This is a genomic window from Mesorhizobium sp. M1252 (genome assembly GCF_040318265.1).
In the GTDB taxonomy this organism is placed as follows: Bacteria; Pseudomonadota; Alphaproteobacteria; order Rhizobiales; family Rhizobiaceae; genus Mesorhizobium.
In genome coordinates, this window is record NZ_JAMYLX010000005.1 from 147,624 (window position 1) to 170,572 (window position 22,949).

The following is a 22,949-nucleotide window of genomic DNA, read 5'->3' on the forward strand; positions in this document are numbered from 1 at the left end:
AATGACAAGGATGGGGCGTGCCGGGATTGATCTGCCACCCCGGCACGCCAGCCATGGTCCGCCATCTAAAGCCCTAGGGCTGCAAGACCATCGACCGTTTCGACCGTGATAGGCTGCACAGCGTCCACGATGATGGTGCCGGTTTTGAAGTCAGGGTGAACGACACCCAGACCTTCGATCGTCATGCCGTCGGTGATTTCACCGCCGCCCGCCAGAAAATCAGCCATTGTTACGAATACTTTGCCCGCTTCCAGAGGATTCCACATGTAGCCGCCGTCAATAATGCCGGACTTGAGCATTGCGCTGCCTTGGCTAGGCGAGAATGAACCGACAAGAACCACCTTGTCACCAAGCTTCTGCTCCTCGATCGCGCGTCCGGCGCCGATCGGTCCCTGACTGCCGAACGTCAGGAAGCCGCCGAGGTCAGGATTGGCGGCAAGCACATCCAGAGCCGTCTTTCGGCTGTCATCGGCGCTCTCGGCGACGCCATATCTGTCGCCAACCATCTGCATGTCGGGAAAGTTCTTCTTCAGGTAGGCGATTGCAGCATCGGCCCAGGCATTGTGTGCGGGCACGGTAAGAGAACCCACATACACGACGTACTTGCCTTTGCCGCCCATTTTCTCGGCAAATAGTTTGGCATGGGCCTCACCGAAACCAAGGGCCGAGACCATTTCGAAGTCCCAATCAGCGTTCACCTGGTCCGGCGATTCATGGGTTATGACCTTGATGCCCGTGTCGCGCGCCTTTTTTAGAACCGGCTCGAGAACGTTTGCATCATTCGGCACGACGCCAATTACGCTGACGCCCTGAGCTATCAGGTCTTCGATCGCGCGGACCTGAAGTGCCGGGTCGGCGCTGGTCGGCCCGACCATGAAGCCGTCGTCGCCAAGCTCTTTCGACTTTTCCTTTATTCCCGTTTCCATGGCATTGAACCAGGGAATGCCGCCGATCTTCACGACGACTCCAACCTTGATGTCCTTCGCCAGTGCAGCATCCATTGTGGCGACCGAAAGGGCTGCGCCGAACGCTGCCGCGAGTATAGTTTTTGCTAACATTTAGTTCCTCCCTGATTGACGAGTTTTTGGGTTGCCTATTGCCCATGTCGGCTTTGTTTGGCCCACCCCTTTGGGCCCTACGGCATTGACGCACTCGGCGCCGCATTCCTCCCAGAACGCGCCATAAAAGACTTTGAATGCCGGCCGGTCAAGGTGCTAAATAGATTTAGCAAGGCGGTCACGCCACCAGCGTCTAAAAACATTTCTCGATTGATGTAAACGATCCGCCCTTTCGCACTCAGGCTGCACCCGTAGAAACGACATGCGATCCCCCGCGAGCCTTGGGTGGAGGCGGTGCTACCCAGATCCGAGGTGCTGATGAACGGAGTTGAACTTCTGCAACGATGTCTCGTGACAAAGAATTGCTAGTGGTCGATGCTCGATTTGGATGCCGAATCCCAATCTTCTTGGGCGCCGTCATGCTCTCCGGTTCGCCCAAAGCTGGTCGGTACGGTCACCAGCGGAAAGTGGTCTATCGAATAATTCTCCAGAAGCGAAAATCCTTCAGCAATCATCACCTCGACATTCTGTCGGACCATGGTCACATCGAAGGGCAAATGCGCCGCGAATGGATCCCAGTCGAAGCTTCCGACAACAACCCGTCCAAGCTCACTTGAGGCTAGCGTCGAAGTGAACCGCAACGTTCCTTCAAGAGCGGTCACGCCGTTGACGAACATACCTGAGGGCAGATGCCCAAGCTGAGCGTATCGTGCAGCGAGAGACCGAGCAGCGTTGGTCGGTGCGTATCCGCAGCAGTCAATCGTGCCCGGGCCCGTAACAATCCCATGCGCTGCCAGCGCATCGTGAAAACCCAGCAAACGGCTACGTGTTGCGTCATCATCGCTGACCCCGCCAAAGAAGAAGAGATCTTCGGTGGAGCCCCCTCGTTCTTTCAATTTCTGAACAATGATCTCTGTGAGCGCCTTGGCGCCCCCGTAGTTGTCAGAAACAACTGAGGGAGCCCGGCGGCCTGGCAGATCGATGTTGATGCACCGGACGCCCGCTGCCCGGCACAGATCATTCAGCGGATCGGGGTCACGAACGCCCGCAAGGAAGAGAAATTCCACCTGCTGGGCCAGCAGGGTTTCCGTCACACTCAACTCGTTATCAGGATTGCGATGGGTGCTGACGACGATCGGGCACAAGCGGTGGACGCGGGATTCCGCTTCAAAGGCTTCGGCCAATCCGGCGAAGAAGCGATTGCGGTAATGTGGCAAGATCATTCCAGCGAGCCCGGATCGGGAAAGCCGCAATCCTCGTGCCTTGAGGTTGACAGCATAGCCAAGCCGCTCAGCCCAATCGAGGATGGTCGCTGCGGTTTCCGCCTTGATCCGGTGCTGTTGCCACGAGCCATTGAGGACGAGACTAACCGCTGTCGGGGACAACTTTGCCGCCACCGCGATGTCATAAATCGTTGACTTGCGTCGGACAGACTTTCTCGCCATTCGTGACGCTCCTACTAGCAGATGCAGTAGACGCTAGTGCGGGGTCAAGGCAACATCTCTAAATTGCGTCAAACGGTTTGGAGGAGCGACCCCACGGAAGGACGCGGCCTCTCGTGCCTCCGGTCCGGTCTCCCTGATTGTCTCGATCGTTGCAATGACAGCGCCAGGGAAATCGGCAGATTTGGGATTTTCCGTGAAGCTTCGTTCAGCGTCACTGGAGACACCAACCCCAGTGTTTCGGCTTTGGTCTCCCCGATGATCAATCACCTTGCAAAGGTCGACGAGAAGTTTCGATCAGTTTGGAGCCCACCGTTGGCGATGGTCGGGCGCACGCGTCACGATCGAGTCCTCCGTTTTAATAGCGGGAAGATGAAAGCTTTGGGTTTCTGAGTCTCTATCTGGCCCCAAAAGGGTGCTGCCGGATGCGCCTCGTCTCCGGGCGTTGTTTGCGTACTTGGCCGAGGTGCCCTTGCTTGGCAAGTTCCTTCCGCGACAAGGGTCTGCTCGACAGCATTTTCGTCGCTATTGCCAATGCGGAGCCCCGGAGGATCAAAACCGGTTAGCAGCATGATGCCGACGGTTCAGAGCAAGCGACTCAGATTCCCGATTTGCTCAGAGTCTCCCAGCCTATGGCTCTCCGTGCAGCGGGCCTTGAGCGTCTGGCTCGACCTTTTTGAAAGCTCGCCTCCAATCGCTGGACGAGTTTGGCGGCAAGGCTAGTCGTCTCCATCGGTGTTATGATCGATGCCAGGGAGGCCGCCTGGACCATGGCGTGAACTCATTGCCGTATGCTGGCAGTGCAAGGCAATGAACTGACTGCACAACATGTAGGTGCATTCGTGGATCAAATTTCCAGATAGCCAAACAGCGCGCGTATCTCGATTAGGTGGCAAGGAGTTGCGAAAGCTATGTTCGCAGTTTGAGAATCGTCCGATATGCCGCACAACGATGCCGGCAAGACGAGCCGAGGATGATCTGACGCAATGTTCAGATCCAAGAAGGACGGTTACCTGTGGCCCAGAAAGGAATCACACTAAAGGACGTTGCCGCAGCGGCTAAGGTGTCGCGCGCCACGGCCGCCCGGGCGCTCAACAGCTATGGTTACGTTGGCGACGAGACGGCGCTCCGCGTGGTTGAGGCAGCCGAAAGGCTGGGCTATCGGGCCAACCTCGTCGCGCAGGCGCTGCGCAGCGGACAATTGCCGATCATAGGCTTCGTGCCCGGCGATATCCAGAATCCGTTCTTCGCCCGAATCGCGCACGACATAGAGGTGGAACTGCGCAAGCACCGCCACAATCTTCTGATTGCCAGCAGCGAGGAGAATGTAGAACAGGAGAAAGAACTGCTTGAGAGCCTTCGCTCGCTCAGCATTCGCGGCTTCATCCTTGCCCCAACGTCTGCAACCGACAGCCACCATATCGTGCAACTGGCCCGCGAAGGCGCACCGATCGTGCTCATCGACCGCGTGGTAAAGGACCTGCAATGCGACAGCGTCGTCGTCGACAACGAGGGCGGGGCACGCGAGGCAGTGGACTATCTGGTTGGCAACGGTCACCACCGGATCGGTCTTTTGCGCGACGAGTCACGCATCTTTACGGCACAGGAACGCTTGGCTGGCTACCAAAACTCGCTCCACTCGCATGGGATCGCAATCGATGAAGCGCTCATCGGCGTATCGCGCTCGACCGTCGAGCACGCCATCGAAGCCACGATCCGCCTGTTCAGCCGGCGCAATCGCCCGACCGCACTGTTCACGGTGGACAGCCTCATGACGCAAGGCGCGCTTCTTGGCCTGCGTTCAATGGGGCTCTCGATTCCGCATGATGTGTCGGTGGTTGGCTTCGATGACTTCAACCTCGCCACGTTCACCGATCCGCAGATAACGGTCGTGGCGCAACCCATCTCCGAGATCGGACCGCTCGCCGCCAGATATCTGCTGGAGCGGCTTGCCGGCAAAAAGGTTGCACCGCGCCGTACCCGATTTCAGACCCGCTTGATCGTACGCGGATCGGTTGCCCGGCGCGCTGTGCGCTAAAGAGCAAACCCCTCGATTTCGGAGAATTTCGTCTAAAGGACTTGCCATTGGCGAAATTGCGTGCCCATTATTGCTTGTGAGATCGATCTCACATCGGAAAAACGAGCTAGACGGCCCACCGACGCCTAAGGCGGGCTAGAGGCCTGTCACATGCGAAATACAAGGAAAACGTCATGCTGAACTTCGATAGGGACCGCTTCGTGAAGATCCAAAGCGGGGCCGTCGCCGTCGCAGGTGAGGTTCGCTCACTCATGCGCACACTGCTGGCAGATGGCGTCGAGCGGCTGTTTTTCATGGGCACCGGCGGCGTGCAGCTTCTAACCTTGCCCGCGATCGAGTTGGCGCAGCGCTGTTCTACCTTCCCGGTGAGCGGTGCCTATCCGGCGCAGGTCGTGATCGATCCGCCCGCCGGTCTCGACAGCAAGGACGTGGTGGTCATCCCGTCCTTGTCGGGCACGACCAAGGAAGGCGTCGAGCTCATGGCCTTTCTGAAAAAACGTGGTGTGCGCACGATTTCGCTCACCGGCCATTCGGATACGCCAATCGCACGGGAGGCTGACCACAATTTCACGAACTTCGCCGAAGACGACACCTCGTCGGAATCCTTCTACCTGCAGACGCTGCTGATCGTCCTGGCCCTGCTGGAAGAGCGCGGCGAATATGATGATTTTGATGGCACTGTCGCCGAACTCAAACTGCTGCCGGATCTGCTTGCCGACGCCAAGGCTGCCTTTGAGGATAGGGCGGCCGAACTGGCCCATACAATCAAGGACGATACCTATCACATCTTCACCGGCGCCGGCTCGGTGTGGCCGGAGGCACACTATTACGGCATGTGCATCCTCGAAGAGATGCAGTGGATTCGCACCCGCCCGGTGCACGCCGCCGACTTCTTCCACGGTACGCTCGAGTTGGTCGAGCCGGGCGTCAGCGTTTTCGTGTTCAAGGGCGAAGATGCCCTTCGGCCCCTGGCCGACCGGGTCGAGAACTTCGCCAGGCGCTACACGGACCGCGTTCGCACGCTGGACGCGGCCTCGGTCAAGTTGCCGGGCATCTCCGCAAAGGTCCGCGGCATGATCTCGCCGGTTCTGCTCGCCACCTTGCTCGAGCGGCTGAGCGCCCATCTCGAGGTGCTGCGCAACCACCCGCTGACCACCCGTCGCTACTACAAACGCGTGGAATATTGATCCCCTCTTACCTCTGAAGGAGCTATCCATGAAACGTTCGCTGCAAGTCGTGGCGGTCACGGTGGCCGCGGTATCATCATTGGGGTTGTCGATAAGCGGCAGTTCCGCCGCTTCGCCGGCTGTCACGGCCGACCCAAACGCCAAGGTGGAATACACCGGCACGCTTTCGGTCCTGACCAAGTTCGGGCTGCAACAGCTGTCGCCCTATTTCGTCAACCTGGCACAGGCCTATGAGAAGCTCCATCCGGATGTGAAGGTCGAACTTATCCAGGAGAGCGACGACAGCGTGAAGGGCAAGACCAAGACGCTGGTCGCTTCCAACTCGCTGCCCGATATCTATTTCTCCTGGACAGGCAGCTGGGGTGGCAATTTCGTGCGCGGCAATCGCGCCGTTGATCTCACGCCCGTCATTGCTGCCGATACCGAGTGGGGCAAGTCGCTGTCTCCAGCCGCCGTCAAGGCGTTCCAGTACAACGGCAAGTTCTATGGCATTCCGCTTTACCAGGATGCCAAGTTCATGGGCTACAACAAGCAGATCTTCGCCAAGCTCAGCCTCAAGGCACCCGCCACTTTCGAGGACTTGCTGACCAGCTGCGACGCCATCCGCAAATCCGGCGTGACACCGATCTCCTTCGGCAACAAGGAGGCTTGGCCGGCGATCCACTTTGCAGGCCAGCTGCTCGCCTACAACGTGCCGCAGGGAACGCTGGAACGCGACTTCGATCCGGCCACCGCCCAATACAGCGATCCAGGCTATGTCGCAGCACTCAAGCAGTTCAGCCAGCTTGTCGAGCGCTGCACCGATGGCGCCGGCGTCAACGGCACATCCTATGCCTCGGCTCTCCAGGCCTTCACCAACGCCCAGTCGGCCATGTACTACCAGGAAATCATCGAGTTCGATCAGGCCGCCACGCCGGAGTCGGCGTTAAAGCCCGCCGATTTCGGATTCTTCCGGCTGCCGGTGCCCGCCGGCGCCAAGGGTGACGCCAGGTCGATCGAGGGCGCGCCGGAGGGCTACATGATCAATGCGGCATCGAAGAACATCCCGCTGGCGATCGATTTCATGAAGTTCGTGACCTCGAAGGAAAATGCGCAGGTCTTGTCTGCGCCACCCTATGGCCAGCCGAGCGCCACCATCGGCGGCGCCTCGGAATCGAACATGAGCGCGGCTGTGGTCGATGGCCTCAAGGATATCAACGCCGCCTCATACCTCATGCCCTGGCTGGATACGGCCAACCCACCGCGCGTCGCCGCCGTCTGGCTGTCCAGCCTGCAGGCGCTGGCGGGCGGCTCGATGACGCCCGAGCAAGTGATGGACGAGGTGCGCAAAGCCGCATCCGCGGCCAAATAAAGCAGGCGAGCATGGCAAGGGCCTCGGACACAGTGGACAGCGGCGCCGACATCGGCGTCGCCAGGCCGCAACGGCCAAAGAGCCGGCGGGCCTGCTTCGCCAACCTGTTGTCGTTGCGATGGGCGGCGATCGCGCTCATCCTCATCGGCTGGTTCGTCTATTATCCGATCGTCGACAATTTCATCGTCAGCACCACCGACCAGGACATCTACACCGGCGAGGTCACCAATGTCGGCCTCGCCAACTACGACCGGCTGCTGCATGACCCGGTCGTGCTGCTGGCGCTGTGGAACAACTGCCTCTACGCTCTCATCTCCGTCATCTTCCAGGTCTTCGGCGCGTTCCTGCTGGCGGCCATTATCGAGGACCTGAAAAGCGAAAGCTGGCGCCGGCTGTGGCGCGCCGTCTATTTCGTGCCGTCGGCAATCTCGATCACGGTGACCGGCCTGCTGTTTTATTTCATCTACCAGCCGCAGATCGGCTTGCTGGATGCCGCGCTCAGCCGTGTTGGACTGAGCCAGCTCGTCATGCCTTGGCTCGGCAATGAGCACACCGCCATCTATGCCATCATCGCCATGAGCCAATGGCAGGGTTTTGGCTATTCGACGCTGCTGTTCGCCATCGCCATCCAGAAGATCCCGCGCGACCTCTACGATGCCGCAACGATCGACGGCGCGGGTCCTCTTCGCCGCCTGTGGAGCATCACCTTTCCGCTGACCCGGGAAATGACGGGGTTGATGATCATCGTCACCATCACGGGCGCGTTCCAGGTGTTCAACGAGGTCATGGTGATGACCGCAGGCGGGCCCAACAACAGCAGCCAGGTGCTGGGCACGTGGCTCTACCAGAAGGCCTTCATCGAGGACAATTTCGGCTATGGCGCGGCGATCGCCGCCGTCATCTTCATGTTGACCATGCTCACAGGTGCGGCACAGCTCTGGTACACCAAGCGCCGCCGGGTGCAGCTATGAGTGCGATGGTCGCAGCCGGTCGCAGCCGGCACGTCAATGTGTGGTCGGTCATCGCCAGGACGTTGCTCTATTCATTCCTGGTCTGCCTTGGTGTCGTCGTCATCTATCCGCTGATCTGGATGGCGCTGAGCGGCTTCAAGGACAATGCGCAGATCTTCGGCGATCCCTTCGCCCTGCCCACCCATTGGTCGTGGAACAATTACGTGCAAGCGTGGAACCAGGGCGTGCGTGGCTACGTGACAGTCTCGGTGCTGGTGACCGTCGCTTCGGCCATATGCACCGTGCTGATCAGCGCCTGGACGGCTTTCGGCCTGACCCGCACCAAGATGCCGGCAAAGCCGCTGGTTATCGCCATCGTTCTGGGCGGCTTGATGCTGAGCCCCACGGTGGCGATCATTCCACTGGTGAAGATGTTGCAGGCGCTCGGTCTCTACAACACCTACTGGGCGCTGATCATTCTCTACACGGCGTTGCGTGTGCCGTTCACCACCTTCCTCATCCGCGCCTACATGCTGGATCTGCCTGAAGACATCGACGAGGCGGCGACGATGGATGGCGCCAGCGAGGGTCAGATCTTCTGGCGCATCACCTTGCCGCTGTGCCGGCCGATCATCATTTCCTGCGTCATCCTGCACGTCCTGTTCGCCTGGAACGAATATCTCTTCGCCATGATCTTCACGAGCGGCTCGGATGTGCAGACGCTGCCGGTCGGACTGACGTCGATCATGGCAACCCACGGGACCAACTATGCCGTGGTGTTCGCGGCCATGACGATCTCGGCGCTGCCTATCGTGATCGTGTTCTTTGGCGCGCAACGCTACTTCATCCGTGGCTTGGCCGAAGGCATCGGCAAATAACAATTCCCGAAAGGAGCCTTCATGCCGCAGCTCGCTGCTCATCAGCTGATCGGAGCCAATTTCAGCTTCCAGCACTTCCCCTTCGATGAGGTCGCCAGGACGATCCGAGGCTTTGGCCTGCGCGAGATCGAGCTGTGGGGGATTGCCCAGCATCTGGACCTGTTCCACGCCACGGACGCACGTGTCGAATCCGTTCGCCGGGTACTCGCCGACAACGAGCTGTCGGCCTGGTGCTTTACGCCTGAGCAGGTGTTGTATCCAATCAACATTGCCTCCGGCGACGCCGCACTGCGCCAGGACAGCATCGAGCGGTTTTGGCGTGCAGCCGACATCTGCGCGGCGCTTGGCGCCCGCTATCTCTTCCTGACGCCCGGCCGGGGCTACGAGAGCGAACCCCGGCAACCGGCATGGGACCGCGCGGTCGGTTCGATCGGCGAGATCGCCCGGCGCGCCGCCGCAAACGGGGTGCGCTGCCTGCTCGAGCCGTTGCAGCGGTTCGAGAGCAACCTCGTCAATAATGCGGCAGGCCTGCGCCAAATGCTGGATGAGGTGGGCGCCGGCAATATCGATATCGTGCTCGACACTGTCGCCATGGCCACGGCCGGCGACACCGTGGCCGGCTATGTCGACCTGTTCGGCTCGCGGCTGGCGCATGTTCATCTGGTCGACGGCACGCCAGGCGGGCATCTGGTGTGGGGGGAGGGCACGCTGCCGCTCGACCACTATGTCAGCGAACTCGCGCGCCTCGGCTATGCCGGTAAGTTCACCTTCGAGCCGTTCGGCAACGGCTCCTACGCGCTCGATCCGGTAAAAGCCTGGACACGCTGCCTTGGCGCCATCGCGCCGTATATCGATCGCGCAACGGTGCCGGCATGAGGTCGAAAAAGCTTATCGCGGTCGGGGACAATTGCCTTGATGCCTATTTGACCAACAACTTGATGACGGTGGGCGGCAATGCCTTGAATGTCGCGGCGCAATGGCGGCGCAACGGCTGGTCCGCGCGCTATTTCGGCGCCGTCGGGAACGATCCCGAAGGCGACGTGGTGCTTGCCGAACTGCAAGGTGCCGGCCTATCTCCGGACGACGTCGAACGGCGTCCCGGCGATACGGCCGTCACCTTGCTGCGCGATGAATCCGGCGACCGGAAGTTCCTGCACGAATCCTTCGGTGTGGGCGAAAACTACATGCCGGCGCCCGCGCATTATGCGGTCATCGCCGCGGCCGACTGGGTGCATCTCGGCACCAACGCCAACAAGCACCTTGTTCAACGATTGGTGGCGGACCATGTGCCGTTCAGCATCGATCTATCGACCGCCCATATGGCGCTGCCGCTCGACGGTGTCCCGCTTTTGTTTGCGTCCGGACCGGACGATGTCGATGTTCCCATCGAGCCATCGCTGGGCGCGCTCAGGGCGGCCGGCGCAAGGCAGGTAGTTTTGACCTGTGGTCGACGCGGCTCCTACTTCGACGATGGCACGAATGTCGTGCATGCGCCGGCGACGCTTGTCGATGTCGTGGATACGTGTGGCGCCGGCGACAGTTTCATTGCCACTTTCCTCGCCGGCTTCCATTTCGGCGGCCTCGGCGCCCTGGAGGCATTGCACAGGGCGTCGATCGCGGCGGCGCAGACCTGCACCCATCTTGGCGGGTTTCCCCAGAGACCGCGTCCGATACCCGATTGGCTGCCAGCCAAATATGCCAGCTTCATTGTCGATGCGCAGGGAGCCCAAGCGTGAGTACAATTCGTTTGCGGCAGCCTGCGGTCGCGCTTGCATCTGACCGGTCGTTTTGGCTGCAGGACATTGCCGCCGCCCCTGCGACCGAGCCATTGCGAGGCGACGAGCGCGCCGACGTGGTGATCGTCGGTGGCGGCTATACCGGTCTGTGGACGGCGCTGCGGATCCTTGAACTTGCGCCGCAAACGCGGGTGGTGATCCTTGAAGCCGATCTGTGCGGATCGGGGGCCTCGGGGCGCAACGGCGGTCAGGTCCATTCATGGTTCGCCGAAATCGACCAGATCAGTGCGGTCGTCGGTCTCGAGGAAGCGCGCCTGCTGTGCGCCGACACGGTGGCATCGATCGCGGAGCTGAAGACGCTGCAGCAAAACGGCACCATAGACATGGACCTGAGGCTGGACGGATGGTTGTGGACAGCAAGCTCCATTGCGCAGGAAGGCGCCTGGGAGACCGCCGTGGCCTTGACGGCAGCTGTTGGAGAAAACCGTTTCAGCCCGCTGACAGCCGAGGACATTCAACGCCGCACCGGTTCATCGGCCTCCTATGTCGGCGTCGTCGAGACCACTGCCGGCACGGTCCATCCCGCCAAACTTGCCATCGGATTGCGCAAGCTGGCACTGGCACGCGGCGTCATCATCCATGAGCGCAGCCCGGTCCTCGCCATCGAACCCGGCATGACATGCACGGTGCGCACGGCGCATGGCGCGGTACGGGCTGACAAAATCGTGCTTGCCGCCAACGCCTGGCTTTCCGCGCTGCCGGAACTGCGGCGACATCTTTATGTCGTCGGCAGCGAGGTGATTGCCACTGCCGCCGTTCCCGAACTGCTCGACAGCATCGGTTGGCGCGACGGTGCCTCGATCTGCGATTCCCAGGCCCAGGTGCTCTACTACCAGCGCACCATCGGGGGCAGGGTGGTCTTCGGTCGTGGCAGCGGCAACGTCGCCTTCAGTGGAAATTTCGGCGCCAGCTTCAACCGCAGCCCGGAGCACGGTCGCGACAATATGCGAGAGCTGCATCGGGTCTACCCCTCGCTGCGCGGTGTGGCGATCGAATATGACTGGTCGGGGCCGATCGACTGCGTGCCTGAACACGTTCCTGTCTTCGACCACCTGCGCGATCATCCCAATATCTTCTACGGCATGGGATTTAACGGCACCGGCATCGCGCAGACGCCGATAGCCGGACGCATTCTGGCGAGCCTGGTGCTCGAGCGAAAGGATCGCTGGAGCGAAAGTGGTCTGGTCGGCATCGAGCGGCGCATGTCGCTGCCGCCCGAGCCTTTGCGTTATCTCGGCGCCAAGCTTGTCCGCGCCGCGGTGCGCCGCAAGAACGAGGCCGAGATCCGCAACCGCAAGGCCGGCAGGATCAGCAGTCTTTTGGCGGCCCTGAAGCCAGGCAGGCGCAAGAAGTAGCCGGGCATCTGGCTCATCGTCACGCTCTTCAAACCATGAGCCGGCACGTGCCGTCCCGATGACGGTGGACGCGGCATTGCGATCAGGGTGTTTGCTGGGTTGATCGACGTACATTCTTAAAGCGGAGTGCGTCGACCTTGTTCTAACGTATTCATGTGGGCCGTACCGCCGCCAGGCCTATGCTTGGCGCACTTGCGGCTTTCCATCCGAGGGCGGGCCAACGGATCCGCGTGCAATGATGGCGGTCGGCAAAACGAGCCTTTCCGCCGGGCGGGAATCTCCCTTCAATCGCCGGATGAGCAATTCCGCGACGCTCTTGCCAAGCGCGTAGACGGGCTGGTCGATAACAGTGATGGGCGGCGTGGTGACGCTCGTCCAGTCCGCATCATGGAAAGTGATGAGCGAAATGTCGTCGGGAACCCGCAGGCCGCGCTCGCGGGTCACCTTGAAGATCTCCAGCGCAATGACGCTGTCGGAGGCGAGGATCGCCGTCGGCCGATCCGGCGCCGACAGCATCTCGCCGGCAACCCTGCGCGTTTCGGTGGGGCTTGTCGCGCCAAGGCGAACAAAGCGTTCTGGCCGATCAAGTCCGGCCTCTCGGCACACGGTGAGGAAACCGTCGATGCGCTCACGGACCGACGAGGTGTAGATCTGCCCGAGATCGCGGTACTCGTGCCCTTCGGCGTCGACCGCGGTCACATAGGCGATGTTGCGGTGGCCGGCATCGGCTAGAAAGCGGGTCGCCAGCATGGCGATGCCGCGATCGTCGGTCGTGACCGTATCGACATCCAGATCTGCCAGCGCCCTATCCAGCAGGGCAAGCGGTCGGCCCGAGCGGTGGATATCGCGCAGGTGCGCGATGTCGCGCGATTCCGACGGCGTGACGATCAGCCCGTCGACGCGCTTGCCGATGAGCAGTTTCACGGCCGCCTTTTCCGCCTCGATCTTCTCGCCGGAATTGGCCAGGATGACGTTGAACCCGGCTGCCTTTGCCGCGTCGCTGATGCCGCGTACCGCGAGGCTGAAGAACGGGTTCTCGATGTCGCCGACAACCACGCCGATGATGCCGGAGCGGCCGGTCGTCATGCTGCGGGCGAGCTCGTTCGCACGATAGTCCAAGGCCTTGGCCGCGGCCATGACTTCCGCGCGGATCATGTCGCTGACGACGCCGTATCCGCCGAGCACGCGCGCGGCTGTCGCTTTCGAAACATTGGCCGCGCGGGCGACGTCGCTGACCGTTATCGACGGGGTCTTGGGGGCGGTTCTTTTCATCGGATGACGACTACAAGAGTTGTTGACGGCAGGTCAACGTGGCGATAACGATTAACAAAGAGACCGGTCTCACGCAATATGAGACCGGTCTCTTTAAAAGGAGTGGAGCCGAGAGGCGTGACGGACCGTGATTTCGGCAAGGGCATGTCGGCGCGCCAGATGGCGGCTCGACGCAAATACCAAGAAGAACAGACCTTCAGAGTGGAGAAAGACATGAGCAGCAAAGAAATTCTCAAGTCGTTGATGTGCCCGGTCAGAACCGGCGCAATGGCTCTTATGGCGATGTGCGTCGGCGCCGGGCTGGTTTCAGGAGCGGCCGCCGCGGATGACAATCCCTATGGCCTCATTGATGCGAAGGTCATCAGCGTCGGAACCATGGGCGATGCCAAACCCTACGCTTTCACCCAGGCCGATGGGTCGTTCACCGGCTTCGACATCGAATTGTTCCGCAACGTGGCGAGCCGCCTTGGATTCAAGCCCGACCAGGTGATCTTCACCGGCCAGGAATTCTCGGCGCTTATGCCTTCGGTTGCAAACGAGCGCTTCGATGTCGCGGTCGCGGCAATCGGCACGACGGAAGCACGCAAGAAGACCGTCGACTTTTCCGACGGGTATATCGCAGGCTATCTCTCCGTGCTTACCGCCGACAAGGCGATCACGTCGGCGGACGGGCTCAAGGGCAAACGTCTCGGCGTCGTGCAAGGCACGCTCCAGGAAATCTACGCGGCGAAGAATTTTGTCGGAACCGATCTCGTCAAATTCCCCGACAACAACTCCGCCGTTTCGGCGCTTAACAACGGAACCGTGGATGCCCACTTCCTCGATTACGAGGCTGCCAAGGACTATGGCGTTCGCTATCCGAACCTGAAGATCGCGGTCAATATTCCTTCCTTTGACGCGCCGGCCGGCTTCGTCCTGCGCAAGGGCAACGACAAGCTCCGCAATGCGCTGAACACCGCCCTTCACGCGGCCATGCAGGACGGCACCTGGAAAACGCTTTATGAAAAGTGGTTCCCCGGCTCGCCGATGCCCGACCAGTATCTTCCCAAGAAGTAGACCGTACCCGGCCGCTGGCTCTCATGCCGGCGGCCGGATTACGCCGCCGTCCTTGATGCGGACGATGTGAATAGCGCAACCGAAAGGGGGGCGAATGAACTGGCTCGAAAACCTGCGGCGCAGTTTCCTCGACTGGCAGGCCATGGCGGACGTGCTGCCCAGCATGATCACCATCGGATTGAAGAACACGTTGATCCTCGCCGCCGCGTCGACGGTGCTGGGTGTCATCCTCGGCATGATCCTGGCCGTCATGGGCATCTCGCAATCGCGCTGGCTGCGCATTCCGGCGCGGGTCTACACGGATATATTCCGTGGGCTGCCGGCGATCGTCACCATCCTGCTGATAGGCCAGGGCTTTGCCCGCATCGGCCGTGAAATCTTCGGCCCTTCGCCCTTTCCGCTCGGCATTCTTGCGCTGAGCCTGATCGCCGGCGCCTATATCGGCGAAATCTTCCGCTCGGGCATCCAGAGCGTCGAGCGCGGGCAGATGGAGGCCTGCAGGGCGCTCAGCATGAGTTACGGCCAAGGCATGCGCCTGATCGTGATCCCGCAAGGCATCCGCCGCGTCTTGCCGGCCCTCGTCAACCAGTTCATCGGCAACGTCAAGGATTCAAGCCTTGTCTACTTCCTCGGTCTGCTCGCCTCGGAGCGCGAGATTTTCCGTGTCGGTCAGGACCAGGCAGTGGTCACCGGAAACCTGTCGCCATTGCTTCTGGCCGGCGTGTTCTATCTCGTCATCACCGTGCCGTTGACCCATGTGGTCAACTACATCGACAACTCGCTGCGGGTCGGAAAGCAAAAGGCCGGCCTCGTCATCAGCGGCCTGGCCGAAGTGAGCGAACTGGAGGGCGCCACCGGCAGTGCACCTTCGGAGGCCGGCTCTGATGCCCGCTCAGCGCTGCCCCGCTTCAAGGGCGGCAGTCTCGCCATCACCGATCTCGACATGGCCTATGGCGACCTCGATGTTCTCAAAGGCGTCAGCCTGGCAGTCAAGCCTGGCACGGTCACATGCGTGATCGGCCCATCAGGTTCGGGCAAGTCGACCCTGCTGCGCTGCCTCAACCGCCTGGTCGAGCCCAAGGGCGGTGAGGTGTTGCTCGATGGTGCGAGCATCCTGGCGATGAGGCCTGAAAAACTGCGCCGGCGTGTCGGGATGGTTTTCCAGCAGTTCAATCTGTTTCCCGACCACACCGCGCTCGAAAACGTCATGCTGTCGCTGACCAAGGTAAAGGGGCTCCCTGTACAGGAAGCTGAGCGCATCGCCGAGGCGCGCCTTGCCGACGTCGGGCTTGCGACCCGCAAACACCATCGTCCAGGGAGCCTTTCCGGTGGCCAGCAGCAGCGTGTGGCAATCGCTCGTGCATTGGCGATGGACCCGGAGGTCATCTTGTTCGATGAGGTAACAAGCGCACTCGATCCCGAACTGGTGAAGGGCGTGCTCAACCTCATGGCGGATCTCGGCCGGCGCGGCATGACAATGGTCGTGGTGACACATGAAATGGGCTTCGCCCGCAAGGTCGCCGATCAGGTCGTCTTCATGGATGAAGGCCGCATCATCGAGGCCGGCACGCCTGCAGCGATTTTCGACACGCCGAAAAGCCCACGTCTGAAGCACTTCCTTGCCGAAGTGCTTTGATCACGCATGAGCCCTTCAAGACGGCCGCCCAAACCAACCTCCACCAGTGAAAGATATCTCATGGCTGCATCACATCAGGTTTCCAAGGTCGTTGTTGTCGGCGGCGGCATTTTTGGCGTCTCCTCGGCCGTTCATCTTGCAAGGCTCGGCATCGAGACCGTGCTGGTCAATGATGGACCGCTCGCCAAGGGAGCTTCCGGCCGCTCGCTCGCCTGGATCAATTCGGCGCGCAGGCGCTCGGCTGAATATCATCGCCTGCGCATGATCGGTATCGACCGCTACCGCAGTTTGTCGGCGCGATGCCCGGATGCCGCCTGGCTGCGTTTCGACGGTGGCCTGACGTGGGATGCGGACGATGCCTCAAACGAGATCGCCGATGTCTTCGCTCACGAAAAACGTCTCGGCTATGATGCGCAGCATCTGTCCGCGGACGCCATAAGGTTGGTCGCGCCGGGTGTCTGCGCAAGCGCTGTCACGCCTCAAGGCGCGATCTTCAACCCGGGCGAGGGCTGGGTCGACCTGCCGTCGCTGATCGAAATATTGATCGCGGAATTCGTGGAGCGGGGCGGCCAGGTGGTCACCGAGGCCGGACGCGCTACCGTCACCGTCGCCAACGGCCGCGCCACCGGCGTCACCACCACCAGCGGGATCAGCTTCGCCGCCAACGCGGTGCTTCTGGCGACCGGTGCGGATGTGCCGCGAATGGTCGCCGTGGCCGGTCAGCGTATTGCCGATGGGACACCGATCGCGCTGCTGGTCAGGACCAAGCCAGTCGACTTGCCGCTACGCGCCGTGCTCAACACGCCGCGCGTCGCCATCCGGCCGACGCCTGATGGCGCCCTCGCGCTCGATTCTGCCTGGTCGGAAGAAGAGGTGGTAGTCAATCCGGACGGGACTTATCGCGTAAAAGCATCGACCATCCAGGGGCTTCTCGACGAAGCGTCGAATGTTCTCGACGGTCATCCGAAATTGGAATTGGAGAGCTACGGTGTCGGGCCCAAGCCAATCCCCGGAGACGGCGAGCCGGTCTTCGGCCAGTTGCGGGAGATCGAGGGGTATTACGTCGCCTTCAGCCACAGCGGCGCAACACTTGGCTTGATTGCCGGCGAACTGCTTGCAACCGAGATCGCCACCGGAACAGAGCACCCACTCCTTGCAAGCTTTCGACCGTCTCGATTTTCACTTTAGCCCGCCAATTCGCCTCGGAATGGGATGTAATGTGGCATGCCTGGAGTTTCGCTAGCCGAGACGGCGGCCGCCTGGCCGCTTACGCGCACCGAACCTGACACCGGAACATTTTCTCCACGTTGAAGTTGGACAGCGCCAGGACCGTCTTTCGTCCAAGCTCAACCAGCGCTGAGAAATTCCATGACCAACCAACACCCCAAGACTAAACAGCCCACGGACAAGGATCTGCGAGACAACCCGGGAATCGGCACCTCGAAGGGCGCGGTCAAGGGCGGCGATATGCTCGACGAGAGCGATGCTCTCGATGGGGACAATACGTTCGAAGGCGATGTCGAGAACGACGTCACGCCTCAGGGCGGCATCAACCCTGACCAGACCGGACGCACGAACAAGTAGGAGGCACCTTGCCATGGCCGGCCGGAAGACCCACGAGCAGCAGCTGCGCATCATCGAAAAGCGCGAGAACTCCAGCAATGCCGGCGACGATTTCAATGCCGAGGATGAGCTGAAGACATCCAAGCAGGAGCGCGAGGCGCGGCAAGACGGCGCCAATCTACGCGACGAGGGCGTGGAATTGACCGACAAGGACGATCGCCAGATGATCCGCGGCGAAAACCAGGAGAGCGAGCACCACAAGCGCAGGCAGGACGACTAAGCCTGCCGTCTTTTTAAAGCTATCGAGGAGCCATGCCAGACTACCGGCCCGCCAGGCACCGCATGGTCGAGGCGCACATCGCCCGCCGCGGTGTGCGCGACGAACGAGTCCTTTCGCCACTGAGGCGGAATCCCGCGCGAGAAATCGTCGACGAGGGGTGCGAGGAGTTCGCCTATGGGGATGGTCCGGGCGGCGTTGCGCTCTGGCTATAGAACGCGACCTGAACATCGGCCAGCTCTGCCGCGAGAGCTTTTGGCGATCAGACAGCCTCGGCCACTACATGCAATCCTCGGCCTCGCAGCAGTTCGATGCCTTCGTCTGTTCGATCGCACCTCGCCTGTTCAGCCGCTGACTGCCGAACAGCGCCTCATCGGGTGGTACTGACCGTTTGCCTTCGGCACCTGAATAGGCGGCCTTGCCTTCGGGCACGGAACATCTCACCGACTTTCTGGTTAGGCAGGCCGGATGAAGGGAGCTTTGCGCATGGCCACTAATTTGGAAGACGGCAAGACCGCTCAATCTTCCGACGAGTTGCATGGCGGCAATCGCGGCGGCGACAAGGACCAGCGTAAGACTGACAAGACCGCGAACAAGAGCAGCCAGGCGGCGGGATCCGCATCGCGGTAGGACTGAGACATGGCGACCGCCGCGGACATCCTCATCGAGACGCTGATCGACTGGAACGTCGATATCATCTTTGGCCTGCCGGGCGACGGCATCAATGGCATCATGGAGGCGCTGCGCAGGCGGCAGGACCGCATCCGCTTCATTCAGGTGCGGCACGAGGAATCCGCGGCGTTCATGGCGTGCGCCTACTCAAAATGGACAGGCAAGCTCGGTGTCTGCCTCGCAACTTCCGGCCCTGGCGGCACACACCTCCTGACTGGACTCTACGATGCCAAGCTCGACCAAGCGCCGGTGCTCGCCATTACCGGCATGCAGTTCCACGACCTCATCGAGACCTTCACCCAGCAGGATGTCGACTTGACGCGCGTCTTCAGCGATGTCGCCGTCTTCAACGCGCAGGTCTCCGACGCGGCGCATATGGAAAGCCTGGCCGGTCTCGCCTGCAGGTCGGCGCTGGCACGTCGCGGCGTTGCGCATCTGTCGATCGCCAGCGATGTGCAGGAGCACACGCTCGACCAAGCCAAGCGCTCGAAGCGCAACAAACCGTCGCATACGCCGGATCGTTGGTTCGAAGGAAGCAGGCTTCCCGACGAAGAACAACTTGCGAAAGCCGCCGAGATCCTGAACGGCGCGACGAAGGTCGCGATCCTCGCCGGTCGGGGCGCGCTTGGTGCCAGGCACGAGTTGGAAGAGACGGCGGAGCTGCTTGGTGCCCCCGTCGCAAAGGCCTTGCTCGGTAAGGCTGCCTTGCCCGACGATCACCCGCTGACGACTGGCGGCATCGGAATTCTCGGCACGCTGCCGTCGCAGGAAATCATGGAGGAATGTGACGCGCTGCTCGTCGTCGGCTCGACCTTTCCCTACATCGAATACTACCCGAAGCCGGGACAGGCGCGCGGGGTGCAGATCGAGCGCGACCCGCAGCGCATCGGCCTGCGCTATCCCGTTGAGGCCGGCCTTGCCGGCGATGCCGCCGTGACGCTGCGATTGCTGAACAAGCGCCTGAAGCGCAAGGATGATCGCAGCTTCCTCGAGAAGGCGCAGGCGGGCATGCGACGCTGGCGCGAGATGATGGCGCAGTCGGAGCGAAAGGCCGCCGCTTCGCTCAAGCCCCAGGTGGTCACACGCGCATTTGGGAAACGATTGCCCGATGAGGCGATCCTGGTTGCCGATTCCGGCCAGAACACCGAGATGGCGGCCCGCCATATCGAGCTGCGTGACGGGCAGGCCTTCGGCGTCTCGGGCGCGCTGGCCTCGATGGCATGCGGACTGCCCTATGCGATCGCCGCGGGCCTGGCCTTTCCCGGCCGGCCGGTCTTCGCGGTCGTCGGCGACGGCGGTCTCGCGATGCAACTCGGCGAGTTCTCGACGGCAGTTCGGTACCGGGTCCCACTCAAGGTGCTCGTGCTCAAGAACGGCATGCTCAATCAGATCGCCTGGGAGCAGATGATGTTCCTCGGCAACCCGCAATTCGCCTGCGAACTCCAGCCCATCGACTTCGCCATGGCCGCCGAAGCCATGGGCGGCATTGGTTACAGCGTCTCTCGCGCCGAGGAGGTGGAAGGTGTTCTCGACGCTGCCCTGGCTGCTGAGGGTCCGGTGGTCATCGAGGCCGTGGTCGACCCGTACGAACCGATGATGCCACCGAAGATGCCACCGGATTATGCGAAAAATTTCCGCAAGGCGCTACCGGACACTCCCGGACGCGCGGAAATCGAGGCGAATGTGGCGCAAGAGCCGCTGAGGTCGATGATTACCGCCGGCGAGAAAGACTGACGACACGCAAGAAGGAGCACGAGTTGAACAAGACCGACAGCGGCACCGCAAATCGCAGTTCGCCGGACCTCATGGGCGGCGACCAAGCGTGCAAGGCCGAGGAATGGGGCGGTGGCTCGAAAGCCGCCAAGGGACCGATCACGGAACCGGATCGACACAACCGCAACTCCAGCCAAAAAAGGAGCTGACATGCAGGATGCCCAGCAGAAATATCCTCGGCCGCCGCTTCCCGAACAGCAGCAGGACATGCCCGGCTACACCGACGAGATGGATCCACGGCCCGACCACGGAGAGGAGAGCTATCGCGGCAGCGGTAAGCTGATGGACCGCGTCGCGCTGATCACCGGCGCGGACTCGGGCATCGGCCGGGCGGTGGCTATCGCGTTTGCACGCGAAGGCGCCGACGTCATGATCTCCTATCTTGAAGAGGACGAAGATGCGCAGGAGACGGCGCGCTTGGTCGAGGAAGCGGGGCGCAAGGCGGTGCTCGCACGCGGCGACATCTCGGACGAAATCTTCGCGCGGTCGCTTGTGCAGCGAGCTATCGATAAATGCGGGCGCCTGGACATCCTCGTCAACAATGCAGCCCACCAGGCGTCGTTCGAGAAGCTGGAGGACATCAGCGCGGAGGAATGGGATCTCACCTTTCGCACCAATGTCTATGCGATGTTCTATCTGTCCCAGGAAGCAGTGAAGCACATGGAACCCGGCTCGACCATCATCAACACATCCTCAATCAACGCGACCAGTCCCTCGCCGGCACTGCTTGCCTACGCCACTACCAAAGGAGCGATCGCCAACTTCACCGCCGGACTTGCAGGACTGGTAGCTGAACGCGGCATTCGGGTAAACGCGGTCGCTCCCGGGCCGATTTGGACGCCGCTGATCCCGTCGACAATGCCCTCTGAGAAGGTCAAGGAGTTCGGGAAGAACACACCGCTCAAGCGTCCCGGGCAACCGGCAGAGCTTGCAGCGACCTATGTGCTGCTTGCCTCGGAAGGATCGAGCTACACCACCGGCGCACTCTACGAGGTCACCGGTGGACGGCCGATGCTTTGAGCGAGCGTACCTGCCAGCTCCACGGCGCCCACTCCCGGTAGCACACCGACATGTGGCGAGGCTCATGCGCGATCAGGATCGCGGACAACCGCCACGTCCGCAAACTGGTCGAGGCGGATGCCGAAGCCTCCCACCAGACCCTGAACCGGAGGTTGGTAGACGGGAAGCTGACTTCACTCCGGGTTCAACCGGAGCGTCAGCTTTCGGGGAGGGGCAAACGCTGGGTGAATGTCCCCGATAGGCGCATTGCAGCCATGCCGCCGTCGCGTTGTGAGACTGATTTGGCGACCAGCAAAACAGCAGCCTCTACGACTCGTCCCTCTCATCGCGCAAATTAGACACAACGCGGCGGTTCTGCGACCTGCAGGCGGAGTCGGGGCAGTCGCGGACCAGCCTGTCCTTGCCGTAGCCCTTGGCCCACATGCGGTTCCGGTCTATGCCGCCGGCGGCGAGGTAGTCCATCACCGCATCGGCGCGCTGCTGTGACAGCGCCGTTTCGCTTGCGCCGGGATCGTCGGCGAAACCCTGCAGCTTGAGCAGCCAGCGCGGATGCTTTGTCAACCAGGCGATCTGGGTGTCGAGGGTGGCCTTGGCGACAGAATCGAGCGCGGCCGAACCTTTCGTGAAGTAGGTGCGGCGGCCGACATTGAGGATAAAATCCTCCTCGCTGCCCGGCTGCACGTTCTGGAAGCCGGCAATCTCGGCGTTGGTGACGTCGGGCGTCGACGGGGCCAGCGTGTTGCTGGTCGAGCAGGATGTGGCCACAACCAGCAGGCCGGCGGCGAGCAGCCGGCGCGTGTTTTCAATCATGCGGTTCATGATGCGCCAATCATTCGACAGTGGTGGAAGCGGGCGCCTGGTCGGCGATGTGCGGCAGGACCTCCACCGCGGTGCCGATCGGGCACCGCTGGTAGAGGTCGATGATGTCTTCGGGGAACATGCGGATGCAGCCGCTGGAAGCGTCGGTGCCGATGCTCCATGGCTCCAGCGTGCCATGCAGGCGGTAGCCGATGTCGGCGCCGTCGCGGTACAGATAGAGCGCGCGCGGCCCGAGCGGATTGTTGGACGCGCCGCCTGCGATCATGGGCGGCAGGTCCGGTTTGCGCTCACGCATTTCGGGGGGCGGGACCCATTGCGGCCACAGCGCGCGGCGATCGATCGTCGCGCGGCCGTACCATTTGAAGCCTTCCTTGCCGACGCCGACGCCGTAGCGGATGGCAGTCTTGTTTTCCATGATGAGGTAGAGGAAGTGGTGGCGGGTATCGACCACGACGGTGCCGACCGGCTCGCTGCTGAAATACTTGACGATCTGGCGATGCCATCTCTTGTCGATCTTGGCGAAGTTGGTCTTGCGATAGACGAAATCGTTATCGCTGGCGGTACCGGCGAAAAAGGATTTTGCCCCCGCGGCTTGAACAATATTGCTGGTTCCACCGACCGCGACCAGCGCCAGACCGCCGAGCACGACACCCCTGCGTGATAAAACCATCGGCAATCCCCCATGCCTTAAGCCTGGCGAACCATAGTTGAGAATGATTCCGGCTCAAAGTGGAAAATGCTGCAGTGGGTGGGCCGCAAGCGGTCTGTCCGCTTGACGGCAAAATAGCGGCTGCCCGCCGGCTCAC

At 61.6% G+C, this 22,949-nt stretch carries 23 protein-coding genes; 17 read left to right on the forward strand and 6 right to left on the reverse strand.

Annotation, left to right across the window (positions count from 1 at the left end; all coding sequences use genetic code 11):
- Positions 1 to 65: 65 nt before the first annotated feature.
- Positions 66 to 1,058, reverse strand: coding sequence for a substrate-binding domain-containing protein (locus NKH22_RS12425; protein ID WP_352909654.1), 993 nt, complete (start codon positions 1,056 to 1,058; stop codon positions 66 to 68).
- 365 nt (positions 1,059 to 1,423) lie between these two features.
- Positions 1,424 to 2,503: a LacI family DNA-binding transcriptional regulator gene (locus NKH22_RS12430; RefSeq protein WP_023667744.1), complete on the reverse strand. Its 1,080-nt coding sequence runs from the start codon at positions 2,501 to 2,503 to the stop codon at positions 1,424 to 1,426.
- A 1,012-nt stretch (positions 2,504 to 3,515) separates the two neighbouring features.
- On the opposite strand from NKH22_RS12430, the gene NKH22_RS12435 reads away from it, so the two are divergent.
- From NKH22_RS12435 to NKH22_RS12470, 8 genes are all read left to right on the forward strand, one after another.
- On the forward strand, positions 3,516 to 4,538 hold the full coding sequence (locus NKH22_RS12435; RefSeq protein ID WP_023753931.1) for a LacI family DNA-binding transcriptional regulator: 1,023 nt from the start codon (positions 3,516 to 3,518) through the stop codon (positions 4,536 to 4,538).
- A gap of 173 nt (positions 4,539 to 4,711) precedes the next feature.
- Positions 4,712 to 5,725, forward strand: a complete 1,014-nt coding sequence (locus tag NKH22_RS12440; RefSeq protein WP_023753932.1) for an SIS domain-containing protein — start codon at positions 4,712 to 4,714, stop codon at positions 5,723 to 5,725.
- 28 nt (positions 5,726 to 5,753) lie between these two features.
- Complete coding sequence (locus NKH22_RS12445) at positions 5,754 to 7,076, forward strand: ABC transporter substrate-binding protein (RefSeq protein ID WP_352909656.1); 1,323 nt, start codon at positions 5,754 to 5,756, stop codon at positions 7,074 to 7,076.
- An 11-nt stretch (positions 7,077 to 7,087) separates the two neighbouring features.
- Complete coding sequence (locus NKH22_RS12450) at positions 7,088 to 8,047, forward strand: carbohydrate ABC transporter permease (RefSeq protein WP_023682778.1); 960 nt, start codon at positions 7,088 to 7,090, stop codon at positions 8,045 to 8,047.
- Positions 8,044 to 8,904 carry a carbohydrate ABC transporter permease gene (locus tag NKH22_RS12455; protein WP_352909657.1) on the forward strand — a complete coding sequence of 287 codons (861 nt, stop codon included), beginning with the start codon at positions 8,044 to 8,046 and terminating at the stop codon, positions 8,902 to 8,904. Before NKH22_RS12450 ends, NKH22_RS12455 begins: the two co-directional genes overlap by 4 nt.
- Positions 8,905 to 8,925: 21 nt before the next feature.
- Positions 8,926 to 9,780: a sugar phosphate isomerase/epimerase family protein gene (locus NKH22_RS12460; RefSeq protein ID WP_023686872.1), complete on the forward strand. Its 855-nt coding sequence runs from the start codon at positions 8,926 to 8,928 to the stop codon at positions 9,778 to 9,780.
- Positions 9,777 to 10,640 (forward strand): PfkB family carbohydrate kinase, encoded by an 864-nt coding sequence (locus NKH22_RS12465; RefSeq protein WP_023695150.1) that lies wholly within the window; start codon positions 9,777 to 9,779, stop codon positions 10,638 to 10,640. The genes NKH22_RS12460 and NKH22_RS12465 overlap by 4 nt, the downstream gene beginning before the upstream one ends.
- Entirely contained in the window at positions 10,637 to 12,055 is a 1,419-nt protein-coding gene (locus NKH22_RS12470) for an NAD(P)/FAD-dependent oxidoreductase (protein ID WP_352909659.1), read from the forward strand. The genes NKH22_RS12465 and NKH22_RS12470 overlap by 4 nt, the downstream gene beginning before the upstream one ends.
- 177 nt (positions 12,056 to 12,232) lie before the next feature.
- Here NKH22_RS12470 and NKH22_RS12475 read toward each other — a convergent pair whose 3' ends face one another.
- Positions 12,233 to 13,327: a LacI family DNA-binding transcriptional regulator gene (locus NKH22_RS12475; RefSeq protein WP_023667753.1), complete on the reverse strand. Its 1,095-nt coding sequence runs from the start codon at positions 13,325 to 13,327 to the stop codon at positions 12,233 to 12,235.
- Between the two features lie 213 nt (positions 13,328 to 13,540).
- On the opposite strand from NKH22_RS12475, the gene NKH22_RS12480 reads away from it, so the two are divergent.
- The 5 genes from NKH22_RS12480 (at position 13,541) to NKH22_RS12500 (ending at position 17,862) form a co-directional block, all read left to right on the forward strand.
- Entirely contained in the window at positions 13,541 to 14,383 is an 843-nt protein-coding gene (locus tag NKH22_RS12480) for an ABC transporter substrate-binding protein (RefSeq protein ID WP_023825904.1), read from the forward strand.
- A gap of 94 nt (positions 14,384 to 14,477) precedes the next feature.
- Complete coding sequence (locus NKH22_RS12485; protein WP_027050201.1) at positions 14,478 to 16,019, forward strand: amino acid ABC transporter permease/ATP-binding protein; 1,542 nt, start codon at positions 14,478 to 14,480, stop codon at positions 16,017 to 16,019.
- A gap of 60 nt (positions 16,020 to 16,079) precedes the next feature.
- Entirely contained in the window at positions 16,080 to 17,207 is a 1,128-nt protein-coding gene (locus NKH22_RS12490) for an NAD(P)/FAD-dependent oxidoreductase (protein ID WP_023710086.1), read from the forward strand.
- 180 nt (positions 17,208 to 17,387) lie between these two features.
- Positions 17,388 to 17,603, forward strand: coding sequence for a hypothetical protein (locus NKH22_RS12495; RefSeq protein WP_023686879.1), 216 nt, complete (start codon positions 17,388 to 17,390; stop codon positions 17,601 to 17,603).
- A gap of 13 nt (positions 17,604 to 17,616) precedes the next feature.
- Entirely contained in the window at positions 17,617 to 17,862 is a 246-nt protein-coding gene (locus NKH22_RS12500) for a hypothetical protein (protein WP_023707235.1), read from the forward strand.
- A 276-nt stretch (positions 17,863 to 18,138) separates the two neighbouring features.
- Here the strand turns inward: NKH22_RS12500 and NKH22_RS12505 are convergent, their stop codons facing one another.
- On the reverse strand, positions 18,139 to 18,291 hold the full coding sequence (locus tag NKH22_RS12505; RefSeq protein WP_023820870.1) for a hypothetical protein: 153 nt from the start codon (positions 18,289 to 18,291) through the stop codon (positions 18,139 to 18,141).
- 54 nt (positions 18,292 to 18,345) lie between these two features.
- On the opposite strand from NKH22_RS12505, the gene NKH22_RS12510 reads away from it, so the two are divergent.
- From NKH22_RS12510 to NKH22_RS12525, 4 genes are read left to right on the forward strand one after another with little or no spacing between them, the layout of a single operon-like run.
- Positions 18,346 to 18,489 carry a hypothetical protein gene (locus NKH22_RS12510; protein WP_023751762.1) on the forward strand — a complete coding sequence of 48 codons (144 nt, stop codon included), beginning with the start codon at positions 18,346 to 18,348 and terminating at the stop codon, positions 18,487 to 18,489.
- Between the two features lie 9 nt (positions 18,490 to 18,498).
- Positions 18,499 to 20,265 carry a thiamine pyrophosphate-dependent enzyme gene (locus NKH22_RS12515; RefSeq protein WP_023820871.1) on the forward strand — a complete coding sequence of 589 codons (1,767 nt, stop codon included), beginning with the start codon at positions 18,499 to 18,501 and terminating at the stop codon, positions 20,263 to 20,265.
- Between the two features lie 23 nt (positions 20,266 to 20,288).
- On the forward strand, positions 20,289 to 20,453 hold the full coding sequence (locus NKH22_RS12520; protein WP_023695159.1) for a hypothetical protein: 165 nt from the start codon (positions 20,289 to 20,291) through the stop codon (positions 20,451 to 20,453).
- 1 nt (position 20,454) lies between these two features.
- Complete coding sequence (locus NKH22_RS12525) at positions 20,455 to 21,324, forward strand: SDR family oxidoreductase (RefSeq protein WP_352909662.1); 870 nt, start codon at positions 20,455 to 20,457, stop codon at positions 21,322 to 21,324.
- Positions 21,325 to 21,630: 306 nt separating this feature from the next.
- On the opposite strand, the gene NKH22_RS12530 is transcribed toward NKH22_RS12525, so the two are convergent.
- Positions 21,631 to 22,143: an OmpA family protein gene (locus NKH22_RS12530; protein ID WP_023667764.1), complete on the reverse strand. Its 513-nt coding sequence runs from the start codon at positions 22,141 to 22,143 to the stop codon at positions 21,631 to 21,633.
- A gap of 10 nt (positions 22,144 to 22,153) precedes the next feature.
- Positions 22,154 to 22,813, reverse strand: a complete 660-nt coding sequence (locus NKH22_RS12535) for a L,D-transpeptidase (RefSeq protein WP_023682764.1) — start codon at positions 22,811 to 22,813, stop codon at positions 22,154 to 22,156.
- Positions 22,814 to 22,949 lie beyond the last annotated feature (136 nt).

Excerpts from the sequence above, each read along its gene's own strand:
- NKH22_RS12450 (WP_023682778.1), top strand. The coding sequence starts at position 7,088 with ATGGCAAGGGCCTCGGACACAGTGGACAGCGGCGCCGACATCGGCGTC.
- NKH22_RS12460 (WP_023686872.1), top strand. The coding sequence starts at position 8,926 with ATGCCGCAGCTCGCTGCTCATCAGCTGATCGGAGCCAATTTCAGCTTC.
- NKH22_RS12475 (WP_023667753.1), bottom strand. The coding sequence starts at position 13,327 with ATGAAAAGAACCGCCCCCAAGACCCCGTCGATAACGGTCAGCGACGTC.
- NKH22_RS12525 (WP_352909662.1), top strand. The coding sequence starts at position 20,455 with ATGCAGGATGCCCAGCAGAAATATCCTCGGCCGCCGCTTCCCGAACAG.
- NKH22_RS12530 (WP_023667764.1), bottom strand. The coding sequence starts at position 22,143 with ATGAACCGCATGATTGAAAACACGCGCCGGCTGCTCGCCGCCGGCCTG.
- NKH22_RS12440 (WP_023753932.1), top strand. The coding sequence starts at position 4,712 with ATGCTGAACTTCGATAGGGACCGCTTCGTGAAGATCCAAAGCGGGGCC.
- NKH22_RS12465 (WP_023695150.1), top strand. The coding sequence starts at position 9,777 with ATGAGGTCGAAAAAGCTTATCGCGGTCGGGGACAATTGCCTTGATGCC.
- NKH22_RS12495 (WP_023686879.1), top strand. The coding sequence starts at position 17,388 with ATGACCAACCAACACCCCAAGACTAAACAGCCCACGGACAAGGATCTG.
- NKH22_RS12480 (WP_023825904.1), top strand. The coding sequence starts at position 13,541 with ATGAGCAGCAAAGAAATTCTCAAGTCGTTGATGTGCCCGGTCAGAACC.
- NKH22_RS12455 (WP_352909657.1), top strand. The coding sequence starts at position 8,044 with ATGAGTGCGATGGTCGCAGCCGGTCGCAGCCGGCACGTCAATGTGTGG.
- NKH22_RS12490 (WP_023710086.1), top strand. The coding sequence starts at position 16,080 with ATGGCTGCATCACATCAGGTTTCCAAGGTCGTTGTTGTCGGCGGCGGC.
- NKH22_RS12430 (WP_023667744.1), bottom strand. The coding sequence starts at position 2,503 with ATGGCGAGAAAGTCTGTCCGACGCAAGTCAACGATTTATGACATCGCG.
- NKH22_RS12515 (WP_023820871.1), top strand. The coding sequence starts at position 18,499 with ATGGCGACCGCCGCGGACATCCTCATCGAGACGCTGATCGACTGGAAC.
- NKH22_RS12535 (WP_023682764.1), bottom strand. The coding sequence starts at position 22,813 with ATGGTTTTATCACGCAGGGGTGTCGTGCTCGGCGGTCTGGCGCTGGTC.
- NKH22_RS12485 (WP_027050201.1), top strand. The coding sequence starts at position 14,478 with ATGAACTGGCTCGAAAACCTGCGGCGCAGTTTCCTCGACTGGCAGGCC.
- NKH22_RS12500 (WP_023707235.1), top strand. The coding sequence starts at position 17,617 with ATGGCCGGCCGGAAGACCCACGAGCAGCAGCTGCGCATCATCGAAAAG.
- NKH22_RS12425 (WP_352909654.1), bottom strand. The coding sequence starts at position 1,058 with ATGTTAGCAAAAACTATACTCGCGGCAGCGTTCGGCGCAGCCCTTTCG.
- NKH22_RS12445 (WP_352909656.1), top strand. The coding sequence starts at position 5,754 with ATGAAACGTTCGCTGCAAGTCGTGGCGGTCACGGTGGCCGCGGTATCA.
- NKH22_RS12510 (WP_023751762.1), top strand. The coding sequence starts at position 18,346 with ATGGCCACTAATTTGGAAGACGGCAAGACCGCTCAATCTTCCGACGAG.